The organism is Candidatus Abyssobacteria bacterium SURF_5 (genome assembly GCA_003598085.1).
In the GTDB taxonomy this organism is placed as follows: Bacteria; Abyssobacteria; SURF-5; order SURF-5; family SURF-5; genus SURF-5.
The window spans coordinates 1-22,845 of record QZKU01000071.1; the positions used below are offsets into that span (position 1 = coordinate 1).

At 54.4% G+C, this 22,845-nt stretch carries 14 protein-coding genes; 2 read left to right on the forward strand and 12 right to left on the reverse strand.

Annotated features, from left to right (window positions below; all coding sequences use genetic code 11):
* Positions 1–142: 142 nt before the first annotated feature.
* Both C4520_10555 and C4520_10560 read left to right on the forward strand, forming a co-directional pair.
* Positions 143–3,352, forward strand: coding sequence for an ATP-dependent helicase (locus C4520_10555; GenBank protein ID RJP20985.1), 3,210 nt, complete (start codon positions 143–145; stop codon positions 3,350–3,352).
* Positions 3,353–3,367: 15 nt separating this feature from the next.
* Entirely contained in the window at positions 3,368–6,457 is a 3,090-nt protein-coding gene (locus C4520_10560) for an ATP-dependent helicase (protein RJP20986.1), read from the forward strand.
* Between the two features lie 22 nt (positions 6,458–6,479).
* Here the strand turns inward: C4520_10560 and C4520_10565 are convergent, their stop codons facing one another.
* The 12 genes from C4520_10565 to C4520_10620 all read right to left on the reverse strand — a co-directional run bounded on the left by C4520_10565 (position 6,480) and on the right by C4520_10620 (position 22,227).
* The gene (locus C4520_10565) at positions 6,480–6,887 is read right to left on the reverse strand and encodes a hypothetical protein (protein ID RJP20987.1); all 408 of its coding nucleotides are present in this window, start codon (positions 6,885–6,887) and stop codon (positions 6,480–6,482) included.
* 3 nt (positions 6,888–6,890) lie between these two features.
* Complete coding sequence (locus tag C4520_10570) at positions 6,891–7,208, reverse strand: hypothetical protein (protein RJP20988.1); 318 nt, start codon at positions 7,206–7,208, stop codon at positions 6,891–6,893.
* Entirely contained in the window at positions 7,205–8,494 is a 1,290-nt protein-coding gene (locus tag C4520_10575; GenBank protein RJP20989.1) for a hypothetical protein, read from the reverse strand. Before C4520_10575 ends, C4520_10570 begins: the two co-directional genes overlap by 4 nt.
* 24 nt (positions 8,495–8,518) lie before the next feature.
* Positions 8,519–9,835 carry a glycerate kinase gene (locus tag C4520_10580; GenBank protein RJP20997.1) on the reverse strand — a complete coding sequence of 439 codons (1,317 nt, stop codon included), beginning with the start codon at positions 9,833–9,835 and terminating at the stop codon, positions 8,519–8,521.
* Between the two features lie 36 nt (positions 9,836–9,871).
* Positions 9,872–10,510: a PHP domain-containing protein gene (locus C4520_10585; GenBank protein RJP20990.1), complete on the reverse strand. Its 639-nt coding sequence runs from the start codon at positions 10,508–10,510 to the stop codon at positions 9,872–9,874.
* 37 nt (positions 10,511–10,547) lie between these two features.
* Positions 10,548–10,988 carry an NUDIX hydrolase gene (locus C4520_10590; protein ID RJP20991.1) on the reverse strand — a complete coding sequence of 147 codons (441 nt, stop codon included), beginning with the start codon at positions 10,986–10,988 and terminating at the stop codon, positions 10,548–10,550.
* A complete protein-coding gene (hflX, locus tag C4520_10595; GenBank protein RJP20998.1) occupies positions 10,942–12,189 on the reverse strand; it encodes a GTPase HflX in 1,248 nt (415 codons plus the stop codon). The genes C4520_10590 and hflX overlap by 47 nt, the downstream gene beginning before the upstream one ends.
* Before the next feature lie 284 nt (positions 12,190–12,473).
* The gene (locus tag C4520_10600) at positions 12,474–12,986 is read right to left on the reverse strand and encodes a hypothetical protein (GenBank protein ID RJP20992.1); all 513 of its coding nucleotides are present in this window, start codon (positions 12,984–12,986) and stop codon (positions 12,474–12,476) included.
* 72 nt (positions 12,987–13,058) lie between these two features.
* Positions 13,059–14,612: a multicopper oxidase family protein gene (locus C4520_10605; GenBank protein ID RJP20993.1), complete on the reverse strand. Its 1,554-nt coding sequence runs from the start codon at positions 14,610–14,612 to the stop codon at positions 13,059–13,061.
* A gap of 13 nt (positions 14,613–14,625) precedes the next feature.
* Entirely contained in the window at positions 14,626–15,960 is a 1,335-nt protein-coding gene (locus C4520_10610) for a copper oxidase (GenBank protein RJP20994.1), read from the reverse strand.
* Positions 15,960–17,180 carry a multicopper oxidase family protein gene (locus C4520_10615; GenBank protein ID RJP20995.1) on the reverse strand — a complete coding sequence of 407 codons (1,221 nt, stop codon included), beginning with the start codon at positions 17,178–17,180 and terminating at the stop codon, positions 15,960–15,962. Before C4520_10615 ends, C4520_10610 begins: the two co-directional genes overlap by 1 nt.
* 70 nt (positions 17,181–17,250) lie before the next feature.
* The gene (locus C4520_10620) at positions 17,251–22,227 is read right to left on the reverse strand and encodes a hypothetical protein (protein RJP20996.1); all 4,977 of its coding nucleotides are present in this window, start codon (positions 22,225–22,227) and stop codon (positions 17,251–17,253) included.
* Positions 22,228–22,845: the final 618 nt, after the last annotated feature.

Below are 22,845 nucleotides of genomic sequence, written 5' to 3' on the forward strand. Positions count from 1 at the left end.
CATCTCCAAAACCACAAAGGAAACCCAACAGAGCCAATAAGAAGGAGCAGTCAGCAAAAATCCGCCCCCAAGGGCCGATTTAGATGCGTAAGCCCTATGTGAAAACGGTATTTATGGGGGGAATTGCAGTATTTACCACGATATGCTACACTGCGGTCAACCGGTTTTTACGAGCAGGAGACTCATGTATCAACATGATGCAGTTCAGCAACGCGCCCTTTCGTCCGAAGCCGAAACAGTGATCGTAAGAGGGGCGCCCGGCACGGGGAAAACGTGCCTGCTCTTCCGTCGATTCCATCACCTGGTCTCTGAGAAAAAAATTCCGGCCTCTGCAATCATTTTTATAACATTTTCGTCCGCCTCGGCGGCTCGCTGCCGGCGCGCGCTTCAAGATGACCTCGGCGAACCTTATGCTGGATTCCAGATTCATACCTTCCATTCGATAGCTATGAAGATTGTGAGCTCATGCGGTTGGAGAGGCCGCCTTCGCACGCCATTGCATTTCATCTCACCATTCAAGGAATACCTGGTGGCAAGAGAGGTGCTTCTCAGCAATCGCTCGTCATTAGCGCCAATCTTTAAAGAGGTCGCTGAAAAAGACGGCTTCGCCTGGGAGCTTTCGGATTTTTTTAAATTGCTCAAACAAAATCTCCTTTTCCCTGCCGCTTTCTCCACATTGACAAACAGACTTTCCCCCGAATTGTCCGACCTTGCTCGGTTATACGAGGCTTTTGAACAGTACATGCGGGAAAAGAACTACGCAGGCTTTTCTGATGTCATCGCGCTCGCAACTGAGATCCTGCGAAATGCGCCCCCATCTGCGCAGCTCGATGTTGATGATTTCACGCATATTCTCATCGACGAATTCGAGGAGATCGACCCGGCCCAGTTTGAGCTTTTGCGCCTGCTGTTGAAGGCCGACACCGCTCTCTTTGTCGCCGGAGATGAAATGCAGCGCATTTACAGCTTTCGCGGAAGCGGAACAGGCAGGTTCGATCTCATAAAGAAGCTCAGGCCTTGCTTTGAGGAGTTTCATCTTGACCACAACTATCGCCTGCCGAGCGCGATAGCTGCCGCCGCTCGCTTGGCAGGGAGAAACACGGAGCAAAGGGAGGAACCTTGCGGTGAAAGGACATTCCAGGTGGTCGGACACAAAGACACTGTCGAGCAGGCATACGAGATCGCCCGGGATATCAAGCGAACCATGCTTGCTCGCGTGAAAAACAACGCCCTCTCCTACAACGATTACAATGATTTCGCCGTGCTCTGCAGAAGCGCTTCCCGCTCCACTGTTCCTCTCAAGGAAGCATTTTCATATTACGAAATCCCTGCGGTTGTCTCCAATTCAACCGGTTTCTATATGAGCCCGATGGTCAAATCCCTCTCGGACCTGATCAAGATCCTGGTCTTTCCCGATGATACCGCTGCATGCATGCGGGTGCTGAACATTCCAACTTTACATATTGATCCCGTCGAGCTGCGTCGCTTAGTGAACATATTGTCGGAACAATCAGGGGGCGCCGCGCTGCACGAATCACTGCGACGTTACCTGGCCGATCCCGAACGCTGTCATTATCGAAACAGGGAAGTCCTCGAGCGGGTGCGGAACGCCCTTGATTATATCGAGGGCCTGCGCGAAAAAATCCACTCGGGGGAAAGTCTGGTCGAGGTTGCTCGACTGGCTGCACGAGATTTGTTTATTCCAGCAATTCTCGAAAAGAGTCTTGACGCCGGTGTACAGGATGCGCGCAATCTCAGACTGCTCGACCAACTCCTTCAGGACATTGAGGAGGTCGGGCGCCATAATAATCCTGAAGATTCACCCGCACGTTTCCTGGAAAGTCTCGATCATGCTTTCGCCCGTTTTTCGAATCGGCAGGAAAATGTTCCGCCCGATGACGCTGCGGCCGGTGTAAGGATAATGACCATTCATCAGGCCAAAGGGCTGCAGTTTCCTTATGTGTACATCGTGGATGCAACGGATGAATATTTTCCGGCCGCGCGAAGAGACAATACACTTCTTGACGGAAAGTCTCTTCGCCTCCTGAGAGAAGCTCTCCGCAAACGTTTCGATTCCACATCATTCCTCTCTCCGCATTTTCCGTTTCAGATGAGCCCGAAGGAGCATCTGGATGAGGAGCGCCAGGTGCTGTATGTGGCTCTTACTCGCGCCACAGAAAAGCTCAGCGTCAATTATACGGAAGAGTCGCATTATTCAGAACCGGCCGAGCCTTCCCCCTTTCTCCACGAGATGATGCCTGACGAGGGCGTCAGTGATCAGAAAAAATCGCCTGTCGATTCTCCCGTCCTCAGTCACTTGGCGAACGCATTCAGCCGTGAGGAAATCGAGAGCATCCTGCATTTTCATATTCAGAGATCGCCCGAAGCCGCAGAGAACGAGCATGTTCGATCGCGCTTGGAGGCGTGTGGCCTCGATGGCAGATATATCTGCGACCGGCAGCCATTTCAGGTTGAGCCCGCCGAGCCCCCCGTGCTCGCGGATCACTTCTTCAGCGCGAGCCAGCTTTCGTCATATCTTTCCTGCCCGCGCCGGTATTTTTATGAGCGCGCGCTGCGCATCGAGCCCGGCCGCGGGAAAGAATTTGACGTTGGCCGGCTCATTCACATTGTGCTGGAAAAATTCCATACAAAAGTCAAGGAGTACGGGAGCAACAGCGAAACGCTAGAGGCTGAGTTACTCGAGATTTTCAACAAAGTCTGGCTCGAGAAAGAAGCAGGGGAGGAGGCAGGCGGCTTCCACGAGCGATTCAACACCATTCTGCAAAGAGAGACCGCCAGGAGAAAGGCGAAACAAATACTCAGCCGGTACATAAAAACCGAAGCTACGCAGGCGCCCGAAACGCAGATACTGGCATGCGAGCTGGATTTCACATTTCAAGTTCGCGGCGTTCCATTCCGCGCGCGCATCGACCGGATTGATGCTCTACAGAACCAAGGCGGCCATCGCATCATTGACTACAAAACTTCTCAAACCGGACCAATTACTCCCAATGCCATAAAGAAGAAGTTCCTGAATATCGATCGTGCTTCCGATTATGCTCCCCAGGATTTTCAGATGCCCCTTTACCTCCTTGCCGCGCGCGCCGAAGGCTTTGAGCCCGTCGAGCTTGTCTATTTCTGGGTGGCGCAAGCCAACGCGGCAGGCTTCTTCAAGAAATCATGCCTGCGAGTTGGCGATGGGAAAGATTCACTTTCTCCCGAGGAGATACAGATGGCTGAAGGCGCCGTCATCGAGGTCGTCAACCATATTTTGGCCGGTCGCTTCCCGGCCGAGCCGCGCTCGACGATAGAATGCCAATGGTGTTCTTTCGCGTCAATTTGCGATTCGTAAACAGGAGAGCCGACCGTGGACGTTTTCACGCCGAATCCGTCGCAACAGAAGGCCATAGAATTTCCGATGGAGCGGCCGCTGAAGATTATCGCTGGTGCGGGAACGGGAAAAACCGAAGTGCTCGCACGCCGCTTCGTTTATCTCGTCAAGCACTACAAGCTCCGCCCACACCATATTGTGGCTTTAACTTTCACAAAGAAGGCCGCCGCAGAAATGCGGCGCCGCATAGTTGCTTTACTCGGTGCAGAAGGTCTGGTTGACAGGAACGAGGCCGCTCTCTTGACCTGGATTGGGAATTTCCATTCGATAAGCCTCATTCTGTTGAAACAACATCCATTGCTCGTGGGGCTCGATCCCTCATTCGAGATTGTAGATGAGGTCGAACAGATTGCCCTCCTGCGAAATGTTCTGAATGATTTCCTCAATAATCGCCTTTCGGAAAGCAACGAGAACAGGTTTGAAGACCTGCTCATAGATTCCCCCGATAATCTGCAACAGGACATCCTCGCCATCATCAACCGACTGAAATCAAATTTCATTCATCCGCAAGATGTGAAGAAGCAACTCCTCCCCCTTTTAAAAAGGGAATATCGGAACCTCATAAGCGAGCTGAATGCGACGATAGACGATTCGAACACTCACGCCTCCACAAAAAAAGCGTTCGAGAAACGCCTCGCGGCGATTCCTCTGGACGAGGCCTACGAACAATTATTCTTGAACGCCGTATACGTCATCTACAGAAGTTATCGCGAAAGGCTCGCGGATAAGAATCTCCTCGATTATAACGATCTTATTTTCTACGCTCATACGCTCATGAACAACAATCCAGATTTACGGAAGAATTTCGAGTATATCCTGGTTGATGAATTTCAGGATACCGACAGCGGCCAATATCGCCTTCTCGAGACAATGAGCAGAAGATTTCAGAACGTGACGGTCGTCGGCGACCCCAAACAGTTGATCTACGAGTGGCGTGAGGCAAAACTGGAGAACATGAATAAATTCCCCGGCGAGACCGTGCCGCTCGAGGAAAATTATCGGTCGTTCGGACAGGTTCTCGATGTCGCAAACAGATTCATCCGAAACACCATGCCCGGCGAGCCTCCTTTACGAACGGCTTCGCAGGGCGGGCGCGGAAATGCGGGAGAAGCTCGTGTTAATTTGGTTTACACAAAGGACCGCGAAACCGAGGCGGTCTTCGTCGCGCGGCAGATCAAAGGCTTGATCGAACGGGGACGTTGTCCTGGCGAGATCGCCGTGCTCATGCGAACTATCCATTCTTCTCGCGCCGTCGAGGAAGCTCTCTCGGCGAGCGGTATTCCCTATGTAACCGTTGGAGGGTGCGGTTTTTATGATTTGCAGGATATAAAGGATATCTCCGCACTTCTCCGACTGGTAGGCAATCCCTTCGACGATCAACCAATGGTGAGAATGCTGCAAACCGAGATGATCGGATTGAGTGATGCCTCCCTGTATCATATCTGCAGACAAAGAGAAGGCGAGATCACCAGCATCTATGACGCCATTAAGCAGGGCGATTTGAGCGGATTTCGTCCAGCCTCGGCGGACCGGATGCGACAGCTTGTGCGACTTGTAGAGGAACTCGCTGCGCTCAGGTGGTCGATATCACTGGCGGAACTCTTCTCAAGAGCTCTCAAGGGCATCAACTACTTGAAATACCTTTCTTCAAGGGAGCGACCGCGCGGCCCGCGCTTCATGAATGTCGCTCAATTTTATAAGATTGCATCGCAATATGAGGAGCGCCATCCGAGAGACGGACTCGATGAGTTCCTGCTCTATCTCGAGACTGCCGCTTCGTGTGACCTGAAGGCCCAGCCGGGCAACGCAGCCGCCGAAAAAGTGCAACTCATGACGATCCATCAGGCCAAGGGCCTGGAATTTCCGATCGTTTTCCTGGTCGGCGTCACCCCGACTGGATTTCGCGGCGGCAACTTTGGGTATGATGAGGATTTTGGCATTTATGTGAAAAGGCGCCCGGATGGCACTTTCATTGTAAGATATGAAGGCGGCTACGGACGGATCGAAAGACAACTGCGCGAGAGACGGTATCTGGAAGAAAACCGAATCATCTATGTGGCGCTGACACGCACTCGCGATCTCCTGTACATCACTGCATATGGCCCCCGGAAAGAAGAAGAAAAGGACTTCTTCTCCACACTTCAAGCATTCGCCTCGAACATGAAGCACTGCATTACGGCAAGCGTTCTGGAAGACGCCGCAGACGAGGAGGACACCGCAGCGCCAGCGGAGGTGTCGCATGCCGCCGGCGCGAATATTGATCTTCCTCTCGAGCAAGTACTGGACGCGACGGCGACGGCCGTCGAACGAATTGTTCCTGTCAGCCCAGCCGCTGCACCCGCCGCACCGCCTGTTCCCGAATTCAGCTACTCAAAGCTGGCTCTCTTCCGCCGATGTCCCCGCCACTATGCATTCCGCTACGTCTACGGATTCGCGACAACAGATGAATTTGATTTTGACGGCAATTTCGGCGATGGCGCCGGCCGATTGCTCGGCGACTTATTGCACCAGACTCTGATGTATTATCACCGCGGGATGAAGCGAAAACAAAAGATGAACGCGCACAAGATTCTGGACGATTTGGGCCCCGCGCTTGACTGTCCCCGGCAAGTCCTTAATCGCGGACACGAGTTTCTTCAAAAATATCTGGATTCGCACTTGAGCAAGAAGGAGACTGTGTTCGAGGAAAAGGAATTCAATTGGAAGATCGTCGCCGAAGGGTTCACGTTCATCGTGAAAGGCACGGTGGACCACGTTCAACGCGAAGGCGATTCCCTCAAGATCATTGATTACAAGAGCGGCTTGAAAAAACCTGATGATCACAGACTCCAGCTAGCCCTGTACAAGATGGCGCTGGAAGAAATCCTTGGGGTCACCGGCATGCTGACAAGCAACTTTTATCTTTCAAGCGGGGAAGAGGTAACGCATCATTTTTCCCATGATGAGCTTGCCGATGTGCGAAGCCGGCTTCTCGTTGATGCTCGGGAGATAGTTATGGCGAATTATTCCAGAAGCAACGAGCCGGAGAAATGCGGGATCTGCGAATTCAAGAGTCTCTGCCGCTAGGAGGAATCGGCGCACGCTCTAATTATCTGCGCCCACGTCTGCGCGGGACATAATGCATGCCGCCGTGCCTGTTCTCATGTCCGTTGGTTTTAGTCGGTGTTGCAGATTTGGTCGGATTATCGCTCGAAAAGAGAGATGCGCATTGATCACAGAGAGTGCCTGAATTCACCTGTCTCCCGCATCTTTTGCAGAAAGTCGCTTCGCCGCTTCCACTGTACATCAGCCGCCTCTCGCGGATCCAGCCAAGGACAGTACCTCGTGCAATACCCGTCGCTGTGCTTAGCGCATCCAGGTTCTGGCCCGGATTCTCTCTGAGCCAGTCAACGGCCAGTTGAAATTCGGTTTCCTCTTTTTCGATGCAAGCCGGGCAAAGCGCGTTGTCGGTTCGCAAATATAATGAGCCGCATTTTTCACAGTTCGCGATCGGCATGAATTATCCCGCTTCTCTCCTTGACAAGTCCGGGATGCTCACCTGGCGCACGACAGCCGCCTCTGTCTCCTTTTTCCTGTGCCCGCTGGCTCCGATCGCCGTCCGGATAACGATGACCAGCAACACAGAGACAAGCAGGTATAGAAATGTTGCTCCTATTATGCTCCGCTGTATGGCGAGGGCAAACGGTATCTTGTTTAAGCTCCAGGAGAGCGGCAGCATCACCATGAACCAAAGAACAGCCGCCGCTGACGCAGCCGCATCGACGGAATCATATCGGATATAATACGCGCGAAGCTTTTTTCTTCTTCCCCGTGTCACCGATAACTCTTGGTGTCTTCCCACCGGCGGGCATCTTCTTCGGTAATGATTTTTCTGCGATCATCCCTAGTGCCGGGCTTCTTATCGTAGCCGAACGTGGTTATCTCGGCCATGGTATTGCCGTACGGATCACGCGACAGAACATACTGATACGGCTCGCCGTAATGATCAACCAAATTTTGCGGGTCAGTATATGGGCCGTTCCATTGGGACAACCCCGTACTATGGGCAAGCGCCTTGAGTCCCTCTTCGGTAGTTGGGAACCTCGCAAAATCGAGATAAAACATTTTCAGGGCCTTATCCAGTTGAAAGAAATCTTCTGAAGCCTTTTCCCAACCTGCTTGTATCGCATCATAAACGCGTTGCCTCTGCGCCTCTGGCAGAGCCGGTTCAACTTCAATTTGCTCGACCTCGCCTATACCGGCCAGTGCGGTAATCGCCTGAAAGTACTCGGATTGTTTCGTCCATTCCTCGACCAGAAGGACAATGTGCTGTAGCAGCTCCGTGGCGGTCAATTTGGCGGGTTCCGATCCGGCTGTCACCTTCAATGCCTGTTTGTTGGCGATCAAAACTTCAGGCGCCTCCATTCCCTTTGAGCTGACTGCAACCTCGCCTGATATCACCGAAACACTCGTGCTCTGCGTTTCAGGCTCAGCCTCTATCCGGAAAACCGTGCCGCGCACACCGGTAACTGCGGCTGGCGTCTCTATTATGAAACTGGAATCCTTTGTTTTCAGCCGGCCGACCTCCGACCATAATTTCCCCTTCGACAAATCAACCTGCACTTGCGTTGATTTCGTCTCCGGGTTTACTTCCAACGACTTGAGAGTATACGTCGTGTTACCTCCAATCCCGCTGATGGCAAGATTCTCCAGAGTAACCACTACTTCGGCTCCCGGGGAAGTCTGGATCTGGTCTCCCGGGTTGACGATCATATTTTTGCCGGCGGGAACTAATCGCGTAGTGCCTGCCTTCTTAATGTCGGCTTTTCCCTTGATGTCTTCGATTCTGCCCTTGCCCGGGACGGTCCCATGAGGATCGACGCGCCCCTTATCGACGTTATAAATTATGCGCCCGCCGCCCGGCAGCTCTGTCCCGATCTTGTAGCTCTTTTCGCCTTCATCCATGATTTTCCCGGGAATTCGCTTGCCGGCGGGCGTTTCAACCGCAGCGGCATGAATGGGTGAAGTGTAGATAGTGGCAGCCGCAAATGCTGCAACAAGAACAGCACCTGCACGAAGATGGGTGGAGGTTCTCATTTTTCGCCCCGCTGCCAGATTTTGCATTCTCTACAGTATACGCTCCGAAACCTAACAGACCAGTCCGATAAGCAAATCCATCACGTTCGTGCCGGTTCGCCCGGTAAAGAGCAAGTCGCCGGTCGACCGATGAAAACTGTACGAGTCGTTTCGATTGAGATGATCCATCGGATCAAGGCCCCGTTCGCATGCCTTGGAAATGGTTGAGTTGTCAACTATTGCCCCGGCGGCATCCGTTGGACCATCCGCCCCGTCAGTCCCAATAGCAGCGATTACCGCCTTATTTGCCTCCGCTAAACCGATGGCGGCGGAAAGCGCCAATTCCTGGTTCCGGCCACCTTTCCCAACGCCCCGAATTGTGACCGTCGTCTCGCCGCCCGCCAAGAGACAGGCCGGCGGGCTCACCGGCTGACCAGAAAGTTCGACTTCTTTAATAATAGATGCAAATACGGTGCCAACGTCCCTCGCCTCGCCTTCTATGCGCGAAGTGAGCAGCAAGGAATGGAAGCCGAGCGAACGGGCTGATTCTGCGGCAGTTTGTAAGGCTTTGCGGTTGTTGCCAATTACAACATTGTCCACCTTCGCAAAACAATCATCATCCGGTTTGGGAGTTTCAGGAATATGCCCCCGCATCCCCCTCTCCACAAGGCGTTGAACCGAATCAGGCACTTTATCCCAAATTTTGTACTTCCGAAGTATCGCCGCCACATCCGAAAAAGTTGACGGATCGGGCGCGGTCAAGCCGGAGGCTATGGTCTCGAGCCGGTCGCCGATCACATCGGAAATTATGATCGAAATAACACGGGCGGGCGCTGCGGCGCGCGCAAGTTGTCCCCCTTTTACTTTCGAGAGATGTTTGCGAACGGTGTTCAATTCTGCTATCGTTGCGCCACATTCGAGCAGCAATTTGGTTGTGGACTGCTTGTCCGAAAGGCTGACACCCTCGGCGGGATAGGGGAGGAGCGCAGAGCCCCCGCCGGAAATCAGGCAGACGAACAAAACATTCTCAGCCGCATTGTGCCGGAGCAAAGAAAGCAGGGCCTGCGCGCCGGCAAAACCGCGTTCATCGGGTATTGGGTGCCCCGCTTCAAAAATCTCAATATTTCTTAATGGGCTCGCCAGATCATACGGGACAACGATGACTCCGCCTGATATTCGTTCTTGAAGGAGACCCTCAAGCGCGTGGGCCATGGCGGCAGTTGCCTTCCCTGCGCCGACTACGATGATTCTGCGGTAGTGACTGAGGTCGATCCTCAGGTCATGAACCCTGAGCAACGACCCGTCCAGAGATACCGCTCTCGGAATTAACACCTCCGGTTTGACCGCTTCTATAGCCGCCCTCGCGATGCTCTCAGCCGCTTCTCTCATCTGGTTCAGGTCCATCGAACATCCTCATAAGTCGCGTTAGCCGGTCAAAACAGTATACGAACCATCACGCGCCGGATAAGCAGGTGCGACACGAGCGGACCGGATTTCCCGGATAAGTTCCTCGAGTGAATGAACCGGGTTTTGGAACCACGTCGCGCATGCACCCACCTTCGAAACGTAATGACAGTCGCTGCCGCCCGTTCCAGGAATACCCAGCTTTTGCCAGGCGCTTCTGGCCAATTGATTCTCTCGGGGAGTGTTCTCGCCATTCAATACTTCAACGGCTGCAATGAATTTCATTGAGAAAAGATGGGCCTGCGCCGACGCGGAGCCGACGACGCGGAAAGGGTGAGATGGAATCAAAATTCCCCCACATTTCTGTATCTCAATCCTGACGGTCTCGATGTTGGTGTAATAACCGTTCTCCCGCCAGGCATCATCCCTGAGGCCGAAGGCAAGAATATGGCCCCAATTCGTGTTGATTTCGACTCCTCGAAATATCGGAAACCGCATCTTCTCAGCCACCTCTTCGGCCGGTTCAGACGCCAGATACGAATCGTGCTCCGTGATACAAACGGCTTCAATACCCTTCCGTCGGGCAGTTTCTATGAGTTGTTCGGGCTCCAGGTTACTGTCGCCTGAATAAACGGTGTGGCAGTGCAGGTCGATTATCATGATTTCAAGATGCCTCTTCTGGCGGGAAAGGATCGACTCAAACCCACAAGGCGCCCAAATGTTCCAAGTCTTTCGAAAAGCCGTCGAGCAGGCGCTCCCGGAGCCAGTGCTGAACCGGCGGTCGCAATTCTATGCGGTCGAGTGAAGAAATGGGGGTAAACAGCGATCGCCGTACGCGGGGGTCCTGCGAGACGCCGGGCTCCCCACAGACATATTCCGTCTCATAAAGGAAATGAACGATATGTCTCTCCTGATCGGGCGCCAGACTCTCACAGACGGAAATCAGCCTCTTCGTTCTTACCCGAATGCTTGTCTCCTCGTATACTTCACGGACGACCGCCTCTTCGGCCGGCTCGCCTTGCCGCATGCCTCCACCCGGGAGAAGGAAGTACCGCCTGCCATCCTTCTCATGCTCGACAAGGAGCAGATCGTCATCTTGCCGACAAACGGCGCCTACTCGTATCCTCAGATTCACGATGCCGCCTCTTTATAAATTCGCCCAACTGCGCCGCTATCGGCTTGTCCAATTCCGCAACAAGGACGATGTTGCCATCCTCATACCGCTTCTCCAGAACAGCACCCCGCTGCTGAACCATGGCGGCAAGCTCCGATCTGCTTTGTGGAATTACCAGCTCGACGCGCTCTCGCCGGGACGACAAAATGCGCGCAATCAGTTCGAGCAATTGATTGATATTTGCACCCGTGGCGGCGGAGACCGACACGCTTTCGGGCACATGTTCAGCTATATTGGATGCAATGATGGGGTCGGCTAGCAAGTCGATTTTGTTGAAGACGGTGATAATGGGCTTGTCGGCCGCCCCGAGATCGTGAAGCACGTCTTTGGCGACTCGTATATGCTCCTGAAAATAGGGACTACTAACGTCTACCACAAGGATAATGATGTCCGCGTATACTGCTTCCTCGAGCGTTGCCCGGAATGCGGCAATCAGGGTATGCGGCAATTTCTGAATAAAGCCCACCGTGTCGACGCAAATCACCGTTTGGCCATTCGGCAGTCCAACTTTGCGCGAGCGAGGATCAAGCGTGGCGAATAGCTTGTCCTCGACAAAGGCATCGGCGTCAGCGACCGCATTGAGCAGCGAAGATTTTCCCGCATTGGTATAGCCGACGATGGCCGCGCTTGGCACGTCATTGCTGATCCTGCGCTTGCGCTGAACGTCGCGGTGGCGCCGAACCTGCTCCAAGTCGCGCTTCAGCTTTGATATCCTGTCCCGGATACGGCGACGATCAACCTCGAGTTTCATTTCACCAGGTCCGCGGCGCGCGCCGCCTCGACCGCCGCCAAGTCGCGACATCGTCACGCCATGCCCGACAAGTCTGGGCAAAAGGTAATCAAGTTGGGCAAGTTCCACCTGTATCTTGCCCTCTTTCGTCTCGGCGCGTTGGGCAAAAATATCCAGAATCAACTGGGTCCTGTCGATAATTCGACATGGGATCAGATCCTCCAGATTCCTCTGCTGAGCGGGGGAAAGCTCGCCATCGAATATTACCAGGTCCGCCTCAAGTTGATCAACGAGCTCGGCAATATGCTTTGCTTTGCCCCGGCCAATATAGAGGGCGCTGTCAGGTACAGGCCTTGCCTGGACCACAGAGCCGACAACCTGCGGGCCGGCCGTTCGCGCAAGTTCGGCAAGCTCGGCTAGAGATTCCTCTATCATCCATGCTTCTTCGCGGGAGGTCTGTACACCGACCAGAATCGCCTTCTTTTCCCCGCTTGAATTATTTGTATGTATAACCGTCAACTCCTTTGTTCATGCGGCTACAAGATGTAGCGCCTGCGTGGGCGCCCGGTTCTTCATGCCCCTCTACTTGAATTATACGAGTTAATCTTGATGAAATCAAACGCAACCGGCAGAAAGGGACGACTGGGACCGAAAAGATGTGTCGCGCAAGGCGGACCGTTCGCGAGCAGAGCGGTCGAATGGAGGATTTGAAATGAGGATTATTCAACAATCAGATGGTTAATTCTGCAATTTCCCGCCTCTAAACTAACGAGGCTGCCGGGATGAATAATGCCGCCCGTGTTGCTGAAGAGGATGAAATACACCCGCTTCGCGTCGGGGTTGAAGTTCGTCTGGCGGAGCGGCCCGACTTTAGCCATGCGCGGAACGGTAAGCCTGTCGCCCGATGCTTCGTCGACAAGATAAGCAGGATTCTGTCGATCGAAGATATCTGAGGCCTTCTCCGGATCCAGGACGCGATACCGAAAATCGATCAGGTGATTTTCCGCGGTCAGTCTGACGCTCACCACTTCGATCCCGAACTCCTGATCTTGTGCCTGCTCGGCAAGGACGGGTTCGTCTTTCACGGCCAAATTTGCGCTGGGGCAATAGTTCCTTCTTGCATCACACGGGGCCGGTTTTGCGCTGGCGCAGCCGAAGCATACTATCATCAAAAGAATCGGCAGCAGCTTAGAATAGATTCTTTGATAATTCATGACAACATAATACTCCATCCGAAAACGTTTTCATAGAGGGTCGGGGAAGGGATGCCGCAAGAGCATCCCTTCCCGTGGCTCGTCCAGATATTACGGTAAATAGGTGACCTCAAGCACCGGTCGATTTGCCGGAACGGCATTTTCTCCCGAGAAAAAGCCGATTGCATCCGTCGTCCCATCATCATTGTCGTCGACTGCAAAATATACTTTCAGTTGCGTAAGCCCGATTTTGTTGATGGCCGCAAGGCCCGCAGCATTGAGCAAACCTTCGGATGCAGCACCATTGACTGCTGGATTACTCATAACCGCGACCTGCGCAGCTGTCGCTGCGGCCTGAAAGTCGCTCGGAGCAAGAGCCGGATTCCCGCCAAACGATCCGGTGACTATATCCACATAACAGGGGGCATGAGTCGTAAATGGGTTTATACCTGCAACGCCACCACGTATGAGTCGGAGCGTCGCCGCTTGTATTGTCGCGCCGTCGGGGAGACTTGAGGTATCGAAGGAGACGATCGATTTCAGTTGCGGCTCGACCAGAAGAGCGGAAACGAATTGATCTCCAATCCTCAATGCGCTCGCATTTGCAATGGTTGCATCGGCAAATTGTCCCACATCGGCCTGGGTGAGAGATTCTCCCAGCCACCCGTCTTGAGCGCCTGCCGAGACGAATGTGACCGTCACGGGGGTGACCCCGCTTGCGTTTATGTAGGTCAGCATGCCGCCCACACCCGTTGCTCCAGCATTAGTCAAATTGAGGCGCCGGTCAAATAGCGCGTATTGGCTCGGCGAAGAAGGAATGACTATTGCATCAGACGTTTTCCCGGCATGGAGCGGGATGGCAACGGCGTCCACCGGGAACGGCAAGAGATTCCCGTCCTCTGCGATGACGTTTGCGCGCAGCCCATTTATCATCGGCTCATATGATTTCAGGCCGGCGTTCGCCATGCGCAAAAGGACTCTCTCACCGGTTGCGGCCGCAATCGCCTCGGTGTCCGGATACGCCTTCCCATTGATGAGGAAATACTGCGGCCGATAGTCCACCGTGCTCGGATATGCGGCGGTTCCATAGGTGCCGTTTTGTACGGCCGCGTGGAGGAGTGGATCGATGTCGCTGAACACCAGGACCTCCTCCTGGTCATATGCGGAGACAGGATCGTTGTAAGCTTGTCCGGCAGTCGCGGGCCGAACTATAAGCACGCCGTACAGCCCCATCTGCACTTGTTTCGCCGGATGGGTGCCGCTCTCATAGAGGTATGTTCCGGCCTTGAGGTCCGGAAAAGTGAAGCTGGCGGTTTCCGGCACGAACGACATTACCCGACCATCCACCATTACCGGCGTCGGCGATGTGATTCGCTGGCCGTGAATAATGATGGTGACCGCTTCGGGCAGGTTGTTCGTTAGATTGATTGTGAGGTCATCGCCCTCGTTTGCCTCGAGGACGGGGCCCGGAACTCCGATCGTTCCGCTGCCCGTCAGCCCAAACCCCCACATCAGGATAGGGGCGCCGTCTGGCATGTTAATGGTGACATCATCGGCGGTAAGATCATAACTCACCGGCGCCGCATGGGAGGTCGCGGCCATGACCAACGAAATGACCATGGCCGAGAAGAGGACCAAAAAGTCTGTCAGTCTTATCTTTCGCATTGTCTTCTCCTATCTATTCCATGGCCATCGAGCCGTGCGGCATGACCATCATCATGGTCATCATTCCACCGGGGAAAATGTCGTTGTTGACCATTTCCTTTTCTGTGTGTGAATGCCACATGAATGTGAAAGCCGCCATCGGATTCAATCCCCCTTGTCCCGGAGGAAGAGAACCCGAGTCTCCAAGGAACGGGCTGCCGCTCCACATCCCACCGAATGTCAGCTCCAGTTGAGCTGGTAATATGACGGGGAAAGACTTCCCGTGGTCCGCGCAATATTCGTACGTCATATCATCGTACCCATCGCCGTCCATGTCCATGCAATCGTGTTCATAGCCCGGCCCTGTCCCGTAGATATCCCAGCCAAGCCCTCTTCCGGTCCATTGAAAGATGGCGTCGAAGGTGTTTCCGGGTGTCGACTGGATGGTAAAGAGATCATGGCTCAGGTCGGCGCCTGCACCGGGCACACTCGACAGCAGTCTCCCATCCTTTGCGATAATGCGAGCATGGTTGCCGTGATAATGGAACGGGTGCAGGTCGCGCCCGATGCCGATGACTCGCATGAGCATCTTCTCGCCCGGCATTATCATGGGCATGCAATTGTAAGGCTGGGTGGGAAGCCACGGGACACCCGCGGGATACATTGTATCGGGAGCATTACGCCCGTTGATGAACCAATAGACGGGGAAGAAAGTGGTCGTGTCGATTGGCTCGCCGAATTCAACCATCTCCTGGTGGACAATATCCATCTCGCTCAGGAGAAAAAGAAATTCGCGGTCAAAGGCCGAATCCTCATGGTTGTATGCGTGCTTGCCGTCATTGAATGGCGCGACGCTGGGCCGCACTATCAGCGCCCCAAACAGCCCCATCGGTATCTGTTTGTCCATATTCGTGCCGCTTTGATAGCAATAGGTGCCCGGCTCCGTAACCTCGAAGGTATAGGAGACCGTGCCGCCCGGAAGCGCCTCGAGTGTCACGAGACCCGCCGCTGTCGGCGGAGTCACTTCAGTTGCGACGACATTCGCCTGTCCGGGGAAAATCATGGATACCGGCTCCGCCAGATCATTCGTGAGGTTTACTATCACGGTCTCACCCTGGTTCACAAAAACCGTAGGGCCGGGATATTGGGCTCGACCGTTTCCAGGGGCAAACCCCCAGATCTGTAATGTCAAGCCGTCTCCCAAAGTGATGTAGTCGGCTTTCGCAGTACAATTCAATATGGGACCGTTGACTCCGGGAATCTCCGCCCAGCCGGGTGAAACAATGGACAGCAGCAGGGCTACTCCAAACAGCAACGCCGGCCCATATCTCCTTATGCATACAGTGTTCATCGATTTCCTCCTTCTCATTACGGCGCGCTTGTCAGCCGGATTTCCGTCATGGCGCCGCCGCGATCCATTGCATCATTATTGAGATCATCCAGATTTCTCGAGTACAGGAAATATGTGCCGGGGGCCAGCCCATCGGTATCGAGAATGACGTCTATCGACTCGCCTCCGCCGAGCGTGACAGAATTCGTGTAATACGACAGGTCGAGCCCGGTCGGACCTCTGAGAAGGCGCGCATTTTGCCCCACAACTCTCATTGGGATACCCAGAGTGGTGATGGTATGGAACTTCGTTACGGAAAGGCTTGACATCCGCAGAAGGATCGTATCGCCTACCTGCGCCTCGATAAGGGAGGACACATTCTGGCTGCCGGGATAGACTCCGCCTTCGGGATCCGTCCCATCGATCGGATTCGGATTCACTGTATCCGGATAGCCCCTTCCGTTGATCATGTGATAGTCGTCTTCCATCAGCGCGAACGGCAGCGGCTGAACATAATAACTGGCGTCGTGAAATTGCTTATCGAAGTCGATAAACTGAAGAACATAATCGACATCATAGCCTGTGGAGCCGTCACCATCGTTGTAGGCGAACTGGGTGAATCCTCCGATGGGCGCGCCGTCCTGCGCCGGCGTCACGTAGAGATTACCCAGCATGCCCATCTGCATATGCTCGGTCGCCTCGACGTGGCAGTGATAGATATATGTTCCGGGTTCAGGCGCCACATAATAATAAGTCAACGTCGAACCCATGTTGATGCTGATCGAGGCGTCCGGCACGCCGTCAAACACGGCGGACGCATTCGGGAAACCGTGCCAATGCACGGTGTGCGGGTCGAACAGATCGGGGCGTACCATCATGCCGACATTTGTCAGATTGAGGTACACTTCATTGCCCTCCTTCACCGCAATCAGAGGGGCAGGGGAATTGGCGGCAAGCATGCCGTGCATCATCACCATGCCGGCAGGCATACCCGTGACATCGCCAAACCCGAACATGTATTGAGGGTAGCCGTCCGCCATCGTCGTAAAGCCATCCCCGCCGGTCAGGTGAATACATACCACGTTGTCGTCCTGATAATCGACAACGCCGTCGGCGTCCAGGTCTTCGCCAGCCGCCTGCTCCGCCTCCCAATTATCGGTCGGGCATTGGATGAAAACGTCTGAGAGGGCGGGCCGGCTCCAGGAGAAGATAACCAGCACCGCCAGGCTCAGTACCAGGCTCGGAATCTTCTTTTTCATTCTGGTTCTCCTTTTTTAATCTTTTCGCGGCCCCGCCGCCGGATTGTGCCGGCGGCGGAGTCAATTTTCATTACGGATAGAACTCGTCTGCTCCGAGATCGGGCAGAGCGCCGTTTGGACGGTTTTGCCCGTCAAAATCACGCAGAAGAGCGGATGGAACTCCAGGACGAACTACTCCTCTGTTAATCGCAGGGGATCCTGCCGCAAGGTGATAGTCACCGAACGGTAAATTCGTAGCGGGATCGATCAACGTAAGCGGCCCGAACCGCACATCGATGAAGTTGCCGCCTTCATCAAAGGCGGGCGCCGCTTGAATCGTGGTCGTCTCTGGAATTATTATCTGGTTTTTTGCGCCGTTCACATACTCGCTCAGGAAATCAGGATCCGCGCTGATATTTGTGCCGCTGTAGCCGGTTGTATCCGTCAACACGCAGTACAGCGGGTTGAGCGACTGCGGGGTCTCCGTTCCGACAACCGCGAGGTCGTCATAAGCGGGCGCCTGACCTGCGCCGACATCGGGCAAGAGCCGGTAGGGCGGTGTCAATGTGTCGTCGATCACAAAGTAGAAGGTGCGATTGTGCCAAATGATATTGCTTGCCAGCAACGGATTCGAGAACTCCTGCTCGAGTCCGGCTGGAAATGCAGCCTGGAGTTCAGGACTGTGCGCACGAGCTACAATGCCGGCGGGCTGCGGCGTTGACTGGTTTGGACTGCCCGGCTCAAAAGCCAGCCCCGCGGTCGCAGTACTGTCGTTGTTGGTCAGCGTATTGTGAATAATCTGGCAATTTGCCACATCCTGCAGCGAAATCGCGCCGCCTGCAAGTCCGGCGACGTTATTCACAATTATGTTGTTAAAGACCTGAATCTGATGCCACAAACTTGAATTTGGCGCCAGCGCAACGTCAAGACCGTTCGTACGGGCAAGACGAATTCCGCCGCCGTCTCCGGCGCCCGCCAGATTCCCCAGAATCAGGTTTCCGTTGATCGTGACGGAGCCGGTGCCGGTGCTCAGGCTGCCGGGCCCGCCGAGAGGAGACCCGCCCAATACGGCGATTCCTCCGCCGGATACGCTCAGGCCTTGGTTAAAGGATTGATTAAAGAGGATGCGGTTATTCTCAATCAAACCGCCCTGGCTCAATCCCACATGAGCAATGCCGGCGCCTTCGCCCATTGTGAAGTTTCCACAAATAACATTGTCTGTTATGCGGTAGAACGGGCTGCCGGTCGAAATGAGGACTCCGCCGCCGGCTTCGCTCAGGCCGCCGTTTTGAGTTACGTGGTTATGATGGATGTTGAGGTTTCCGTTATGCGCCGGCTCGTATATCTGCTCGGGCGTTACGGTCAGAGTCGGATGACCGGACCGTATCCCCCCGCAGTATACTCCTTGATTGTTTATGACGCGGTTGTTACTGACTTCGAGATAGTGAGCGTAACCGTTGATCATTACGCCGCCGCCGACCACTGCGCCCCTGACCGTGAATCCGTCAATGCGGGCATTGGGATTGGGTCCGAAACCGCCTTCTTCAGGTGGGGCGTTTTTTGCGAACACGGCTATGCCGGCGCCTTCCTCTGTGAAGAGGGTATTCGGCAAGGCCGCTTGCGCGGGCAGCAGAGTGATATCCCCAGCCGCAATCAGTGAATCCATCTTTTGCCGCCATGCTAGCAGTTTCTCGGCTGGCTCATGGATCGCGTTGATTATCGTCGAGTTTGCGCCCCAGCCTTGCAGCCGGACCGGTTTCCACATGATAACCATTTCTTCGTATGTTCCCGGACCGACTATGATCAAATCGCCGGGCGCCGCCGCGTCTATGGCTGCTTGTATAGAACCTCCTGCGGAAACGGCTATGGGCGCCGATCCTCCAATTGTGACGGTAAGTCCGACAGGAGTGGACAGACCGTTGTCGCCTCGCGTGACCATTAACTGGCCGCTCTGTGTTCCGGCGGGCACGGTCGCCCGTATATATTGGCCGTCGGCTCGCCAGCGGATGTTGGTAAGCGCAACGTCTCCGATTCTAACTTCGCCGGCGATGCTCCCGAAGCCATAATCGCGTATGATAGTCTTTGGATTCACCCCGCCCGGGCCGTCATATTGAGGATTCGGGACATCCTTTGGACCAACTGACTCAATAATGATATCGGCGGGCGTCGAGGCCAGGTAAGGCCCCTGACTGCTTAGATTCGATACCCGGTTGATTTGCGGAGTGCCGTCCGGAAATTCGCAATCGAGCGGGAATTGATCCGGCCCGGCAAAGGCCGCCACCGGAACAACCGGCGTATCAAGATACGTCGTTGCTCCGGGCATGTACTGGAACGTGTAGCAGAACTGGCTGTACTGCGGGTTGAAATGCGGGTCCGTAATAAACTGCCCGGGATTGTTGGGATCAGGAATCGGACCAGGATGATTCAAGCACACGGTTATCATGCTGGGCGAGACCCCGCTCGGCGAAGCTATATTAACCGTATAGGTTGATGGAACCAATCCATTATAGGTACCCCACTCGTCCGAATAAACCCTTCCGATTTCTCGCCCCGTCCAGTCTCGGATGGAAACCGGCATCCACGGGGGCGCGTATTTTTCACCGAATTGAGGCGAATTCGGATCGAATTCGTTCGCAGTGTCATCGAGAATCATGCCCTTGAAGTGGGCTGCAATTGGCACCTCAGTGAACATGAAAAAATCAGCCGCCGTGTTTCTTCCTTCCGTAAGCGCGACCTGCTTGCGGTCACATGCAGGCCGATAGGTCCCCGCAAAAGGAGCTTCAATCCCCGGGAATAGCGTGAGTTCACCGGGAACGAGATGTCCGAGACCGCCATTTTCGTCATAGTTCACGCACACCGGCGGAAGCGCGAGCGGGACAGTGTATTCATCACCGAAGTCTACGTTCTTATCTTCTTCTTGCACGAGTTCGTAGCCCAGAGGCGGAACCGCTTCAACGATGTACATTCCGCTCGGAAGATATGACCCATCATCGAGCTGTGGGCCAAACGCGTAGCCGCCGTCAAAAACACCCGGACGCACCTGGTTGAAATTGCGCAGGCCGTCGTAGCAATCGGTCGGCTCCCCGTGGGCGTAAAAGATCTCGCCCTGGCATCCCGTGGGGATGTCATCGTCCCAGCTATCAGTCGTTGTAAACAGTATAGCGTCGCCAAGATCAAAGACGCCGTCGTTTCCGCTACGCTCTTCATCTTCGGCGCCCATCGGGTCTCCGTTCGACCAGCCGAACGGATAATTGTCGACGTCGGCAAGCTGAATCCCGGCGACTCCATTGATATCATCGATTTGGCCGTCAATGATGCTGTCCTGGTACAGGTTCACCTGAACACGCGGGATGCCCGGTTCCCAAGGCTCGCCTGCGCCGTAACGAGGATCGTTCTCGGCGCGGGTGGTCGCATAGTAAATAATGCCTGAAATGCCGCCGTTTTCACCCGGGCCGTAGTTCTTCTTACCCCACAGCATTACGCTGGTCTGGCCGAGGAATCCCTGAAATGCTTCGACCAGGGCCGGTCCGGTCTCGGTGCGGTAGGGGCCGCCGCCCGTCTCTGATTGCGGCTGCGGCGTCAATATCCCGCCAAATGACCATGGATCGAGCGGGTCGATCATTCCGCCGTCATCAACAACAACGGTTACACCGGTTGCCTTGTACCGGAGGAAATCGACTTCGGCCACCAGCCAGTTGAAGAACGGAAAGACCTCGTCGAATGGAACGAATCCCTCCAAATCGGTCGGAAACGATTGATACATTGTGCCGTCCCTCCAGCGGAGGTTAACGGCCTGTTCGGGCAAAGCGACTTCGGTGTCGTCCCAAAACCCGTCTTCGTCCTCATCGTAGAAGGTGTAATGCTGTAAGCCGGTGAACCAATTGAAAACGGGAACGTCCCCGAGCACCACGTCGCCGCCGCCCTCGGGAACGGTAACGCCGAGGCTCGCAATGAGCAGATCAAGATAATCATCCCATATGACAAGCTGATAATCGCCCGGTGGCACATCGGGAATTGAGAACGTGCCGTCCTCATTGCCTCGTGCTGCGTGAACGCCTACGCCCAATCCAACCGACAAATCATTCAAGCCGATCCAGGGCGTTGTGTGCGCAAAAGGCACGCCTGGGAAAAAGGTATAATCAGGCGGGCGCGAGTTATGGAGATTGACGACCCGCCCGCTTATGGTGCTGCTGCCGTCAAGGACAGTAGTGTCGTGCATCGGCCGAACGAATCCCACGAATACATGCCAGCCGGGGGGGCCGAACTCCCTGAAGTACGGCGGCTCGTTCGCCTTCACCCATGCATCAATAGTCTTTGTCCCCTCGATGGTCGATGTTTGCACCCACTGCTCGCCCTCCGGCGGAATGATTTGAATTCCATATTTCCCCGGCGGAAGATATTTAATCAGCGCCTCGCCGTTCGCATCCGTTAATATCGTGCCGGTGCCCATCGAGATTACGTTGCCGTCAGCGTCATATTCGGTTCCGAGCATGTTGCCGAACGCGTCCAGCATGATACGGCCGCCGGAAATGCCGTAGCGGCCGCCCGCTTCCCCAACAATCACTTCGAAGCCTTCCAGTCCAAGTTCGCCGGGAGTGTCGGGTGCATTATTAATCGGTTGACTATCCTCAAAAACGAAAATGCTGATTTGCGCCGTGGGAAGAGGCAGCTTGTTGACAGTGACCTCGACTGACGCGGCATCGCCCGCAAAACGAGCGCCGCCAATCGTGTAGCCGGCGTCGGGAAGAATGGACACATAATAGTACTTGGTCGCGTCGAGCGCGAGGGCCGGCGGGGTCGTCTCATCCCCGCTCTCGACAACCGGCATATAGCTGGTGTGGAATTTCACCGCCAGCGTATGCGGGTCGATCACGCCCGGAACCACATTGTATGTGGCATCCTCCTCGATCAGCCAGCGATATTCGCTCACCGCGAGTCCGTCCGACCCTGTCACGGTCAAATCGACGGCCAGCGCCGCCGAGGACGGGACGACAAGAAACAATATCGCCAGAACTATGAACTGCCACCATTGCCTTTTTCCCATGATTCCTCCTGCTCGTTTTCTCATTCAACTGCCCTTCCTTTCACCTCTTCTGTCCTTAGCAAAAGCATCCTGTATTTTCAACGCAGGCATCACATTGAACCTGCGCTTCTTTATCCGCAATACTTAAAGATTTGCAGAGCATTGAACATAATTGATGCTCCAAACGTGAAAGGCAATCCGTCAAATACCGCATCGCATTTCGCCGACCCAATGCGTGGCTCGCATGCTTCTCCAAGCAATGTTAAAACATTCGTTTTTCAATTACCGCAACGTTGAAGAATGATGAGGTAGGAGCATCCGCTTGAAATGCGGGCTTGATCCTCTGCGAAGTCTTTGCGAGATCCGCCGCTGACTTTCGTTCAGACTATCCCAAAATCTCAATGACCGCAGCCTGATCGATTCCGCTGTTCCACTGTAATCCGCTCGCACCTGCAGGGAAATGATCGCTTTCATTGACCGCCGCTGTTGGTTTCCTTGGTTAAATCACCGCAGAGTTAAACTAAATCTAACACGGTTTCCGGAATGCGCAAGACACAATAAAACTTTTTTGGGTCCTCATGAGAATTTGTGGGTGAGAAAAAGTCATAAATAATTGAAAAGCATGAACTAAATCCTGTATATCGAGTGTCTGAAGAGGATACT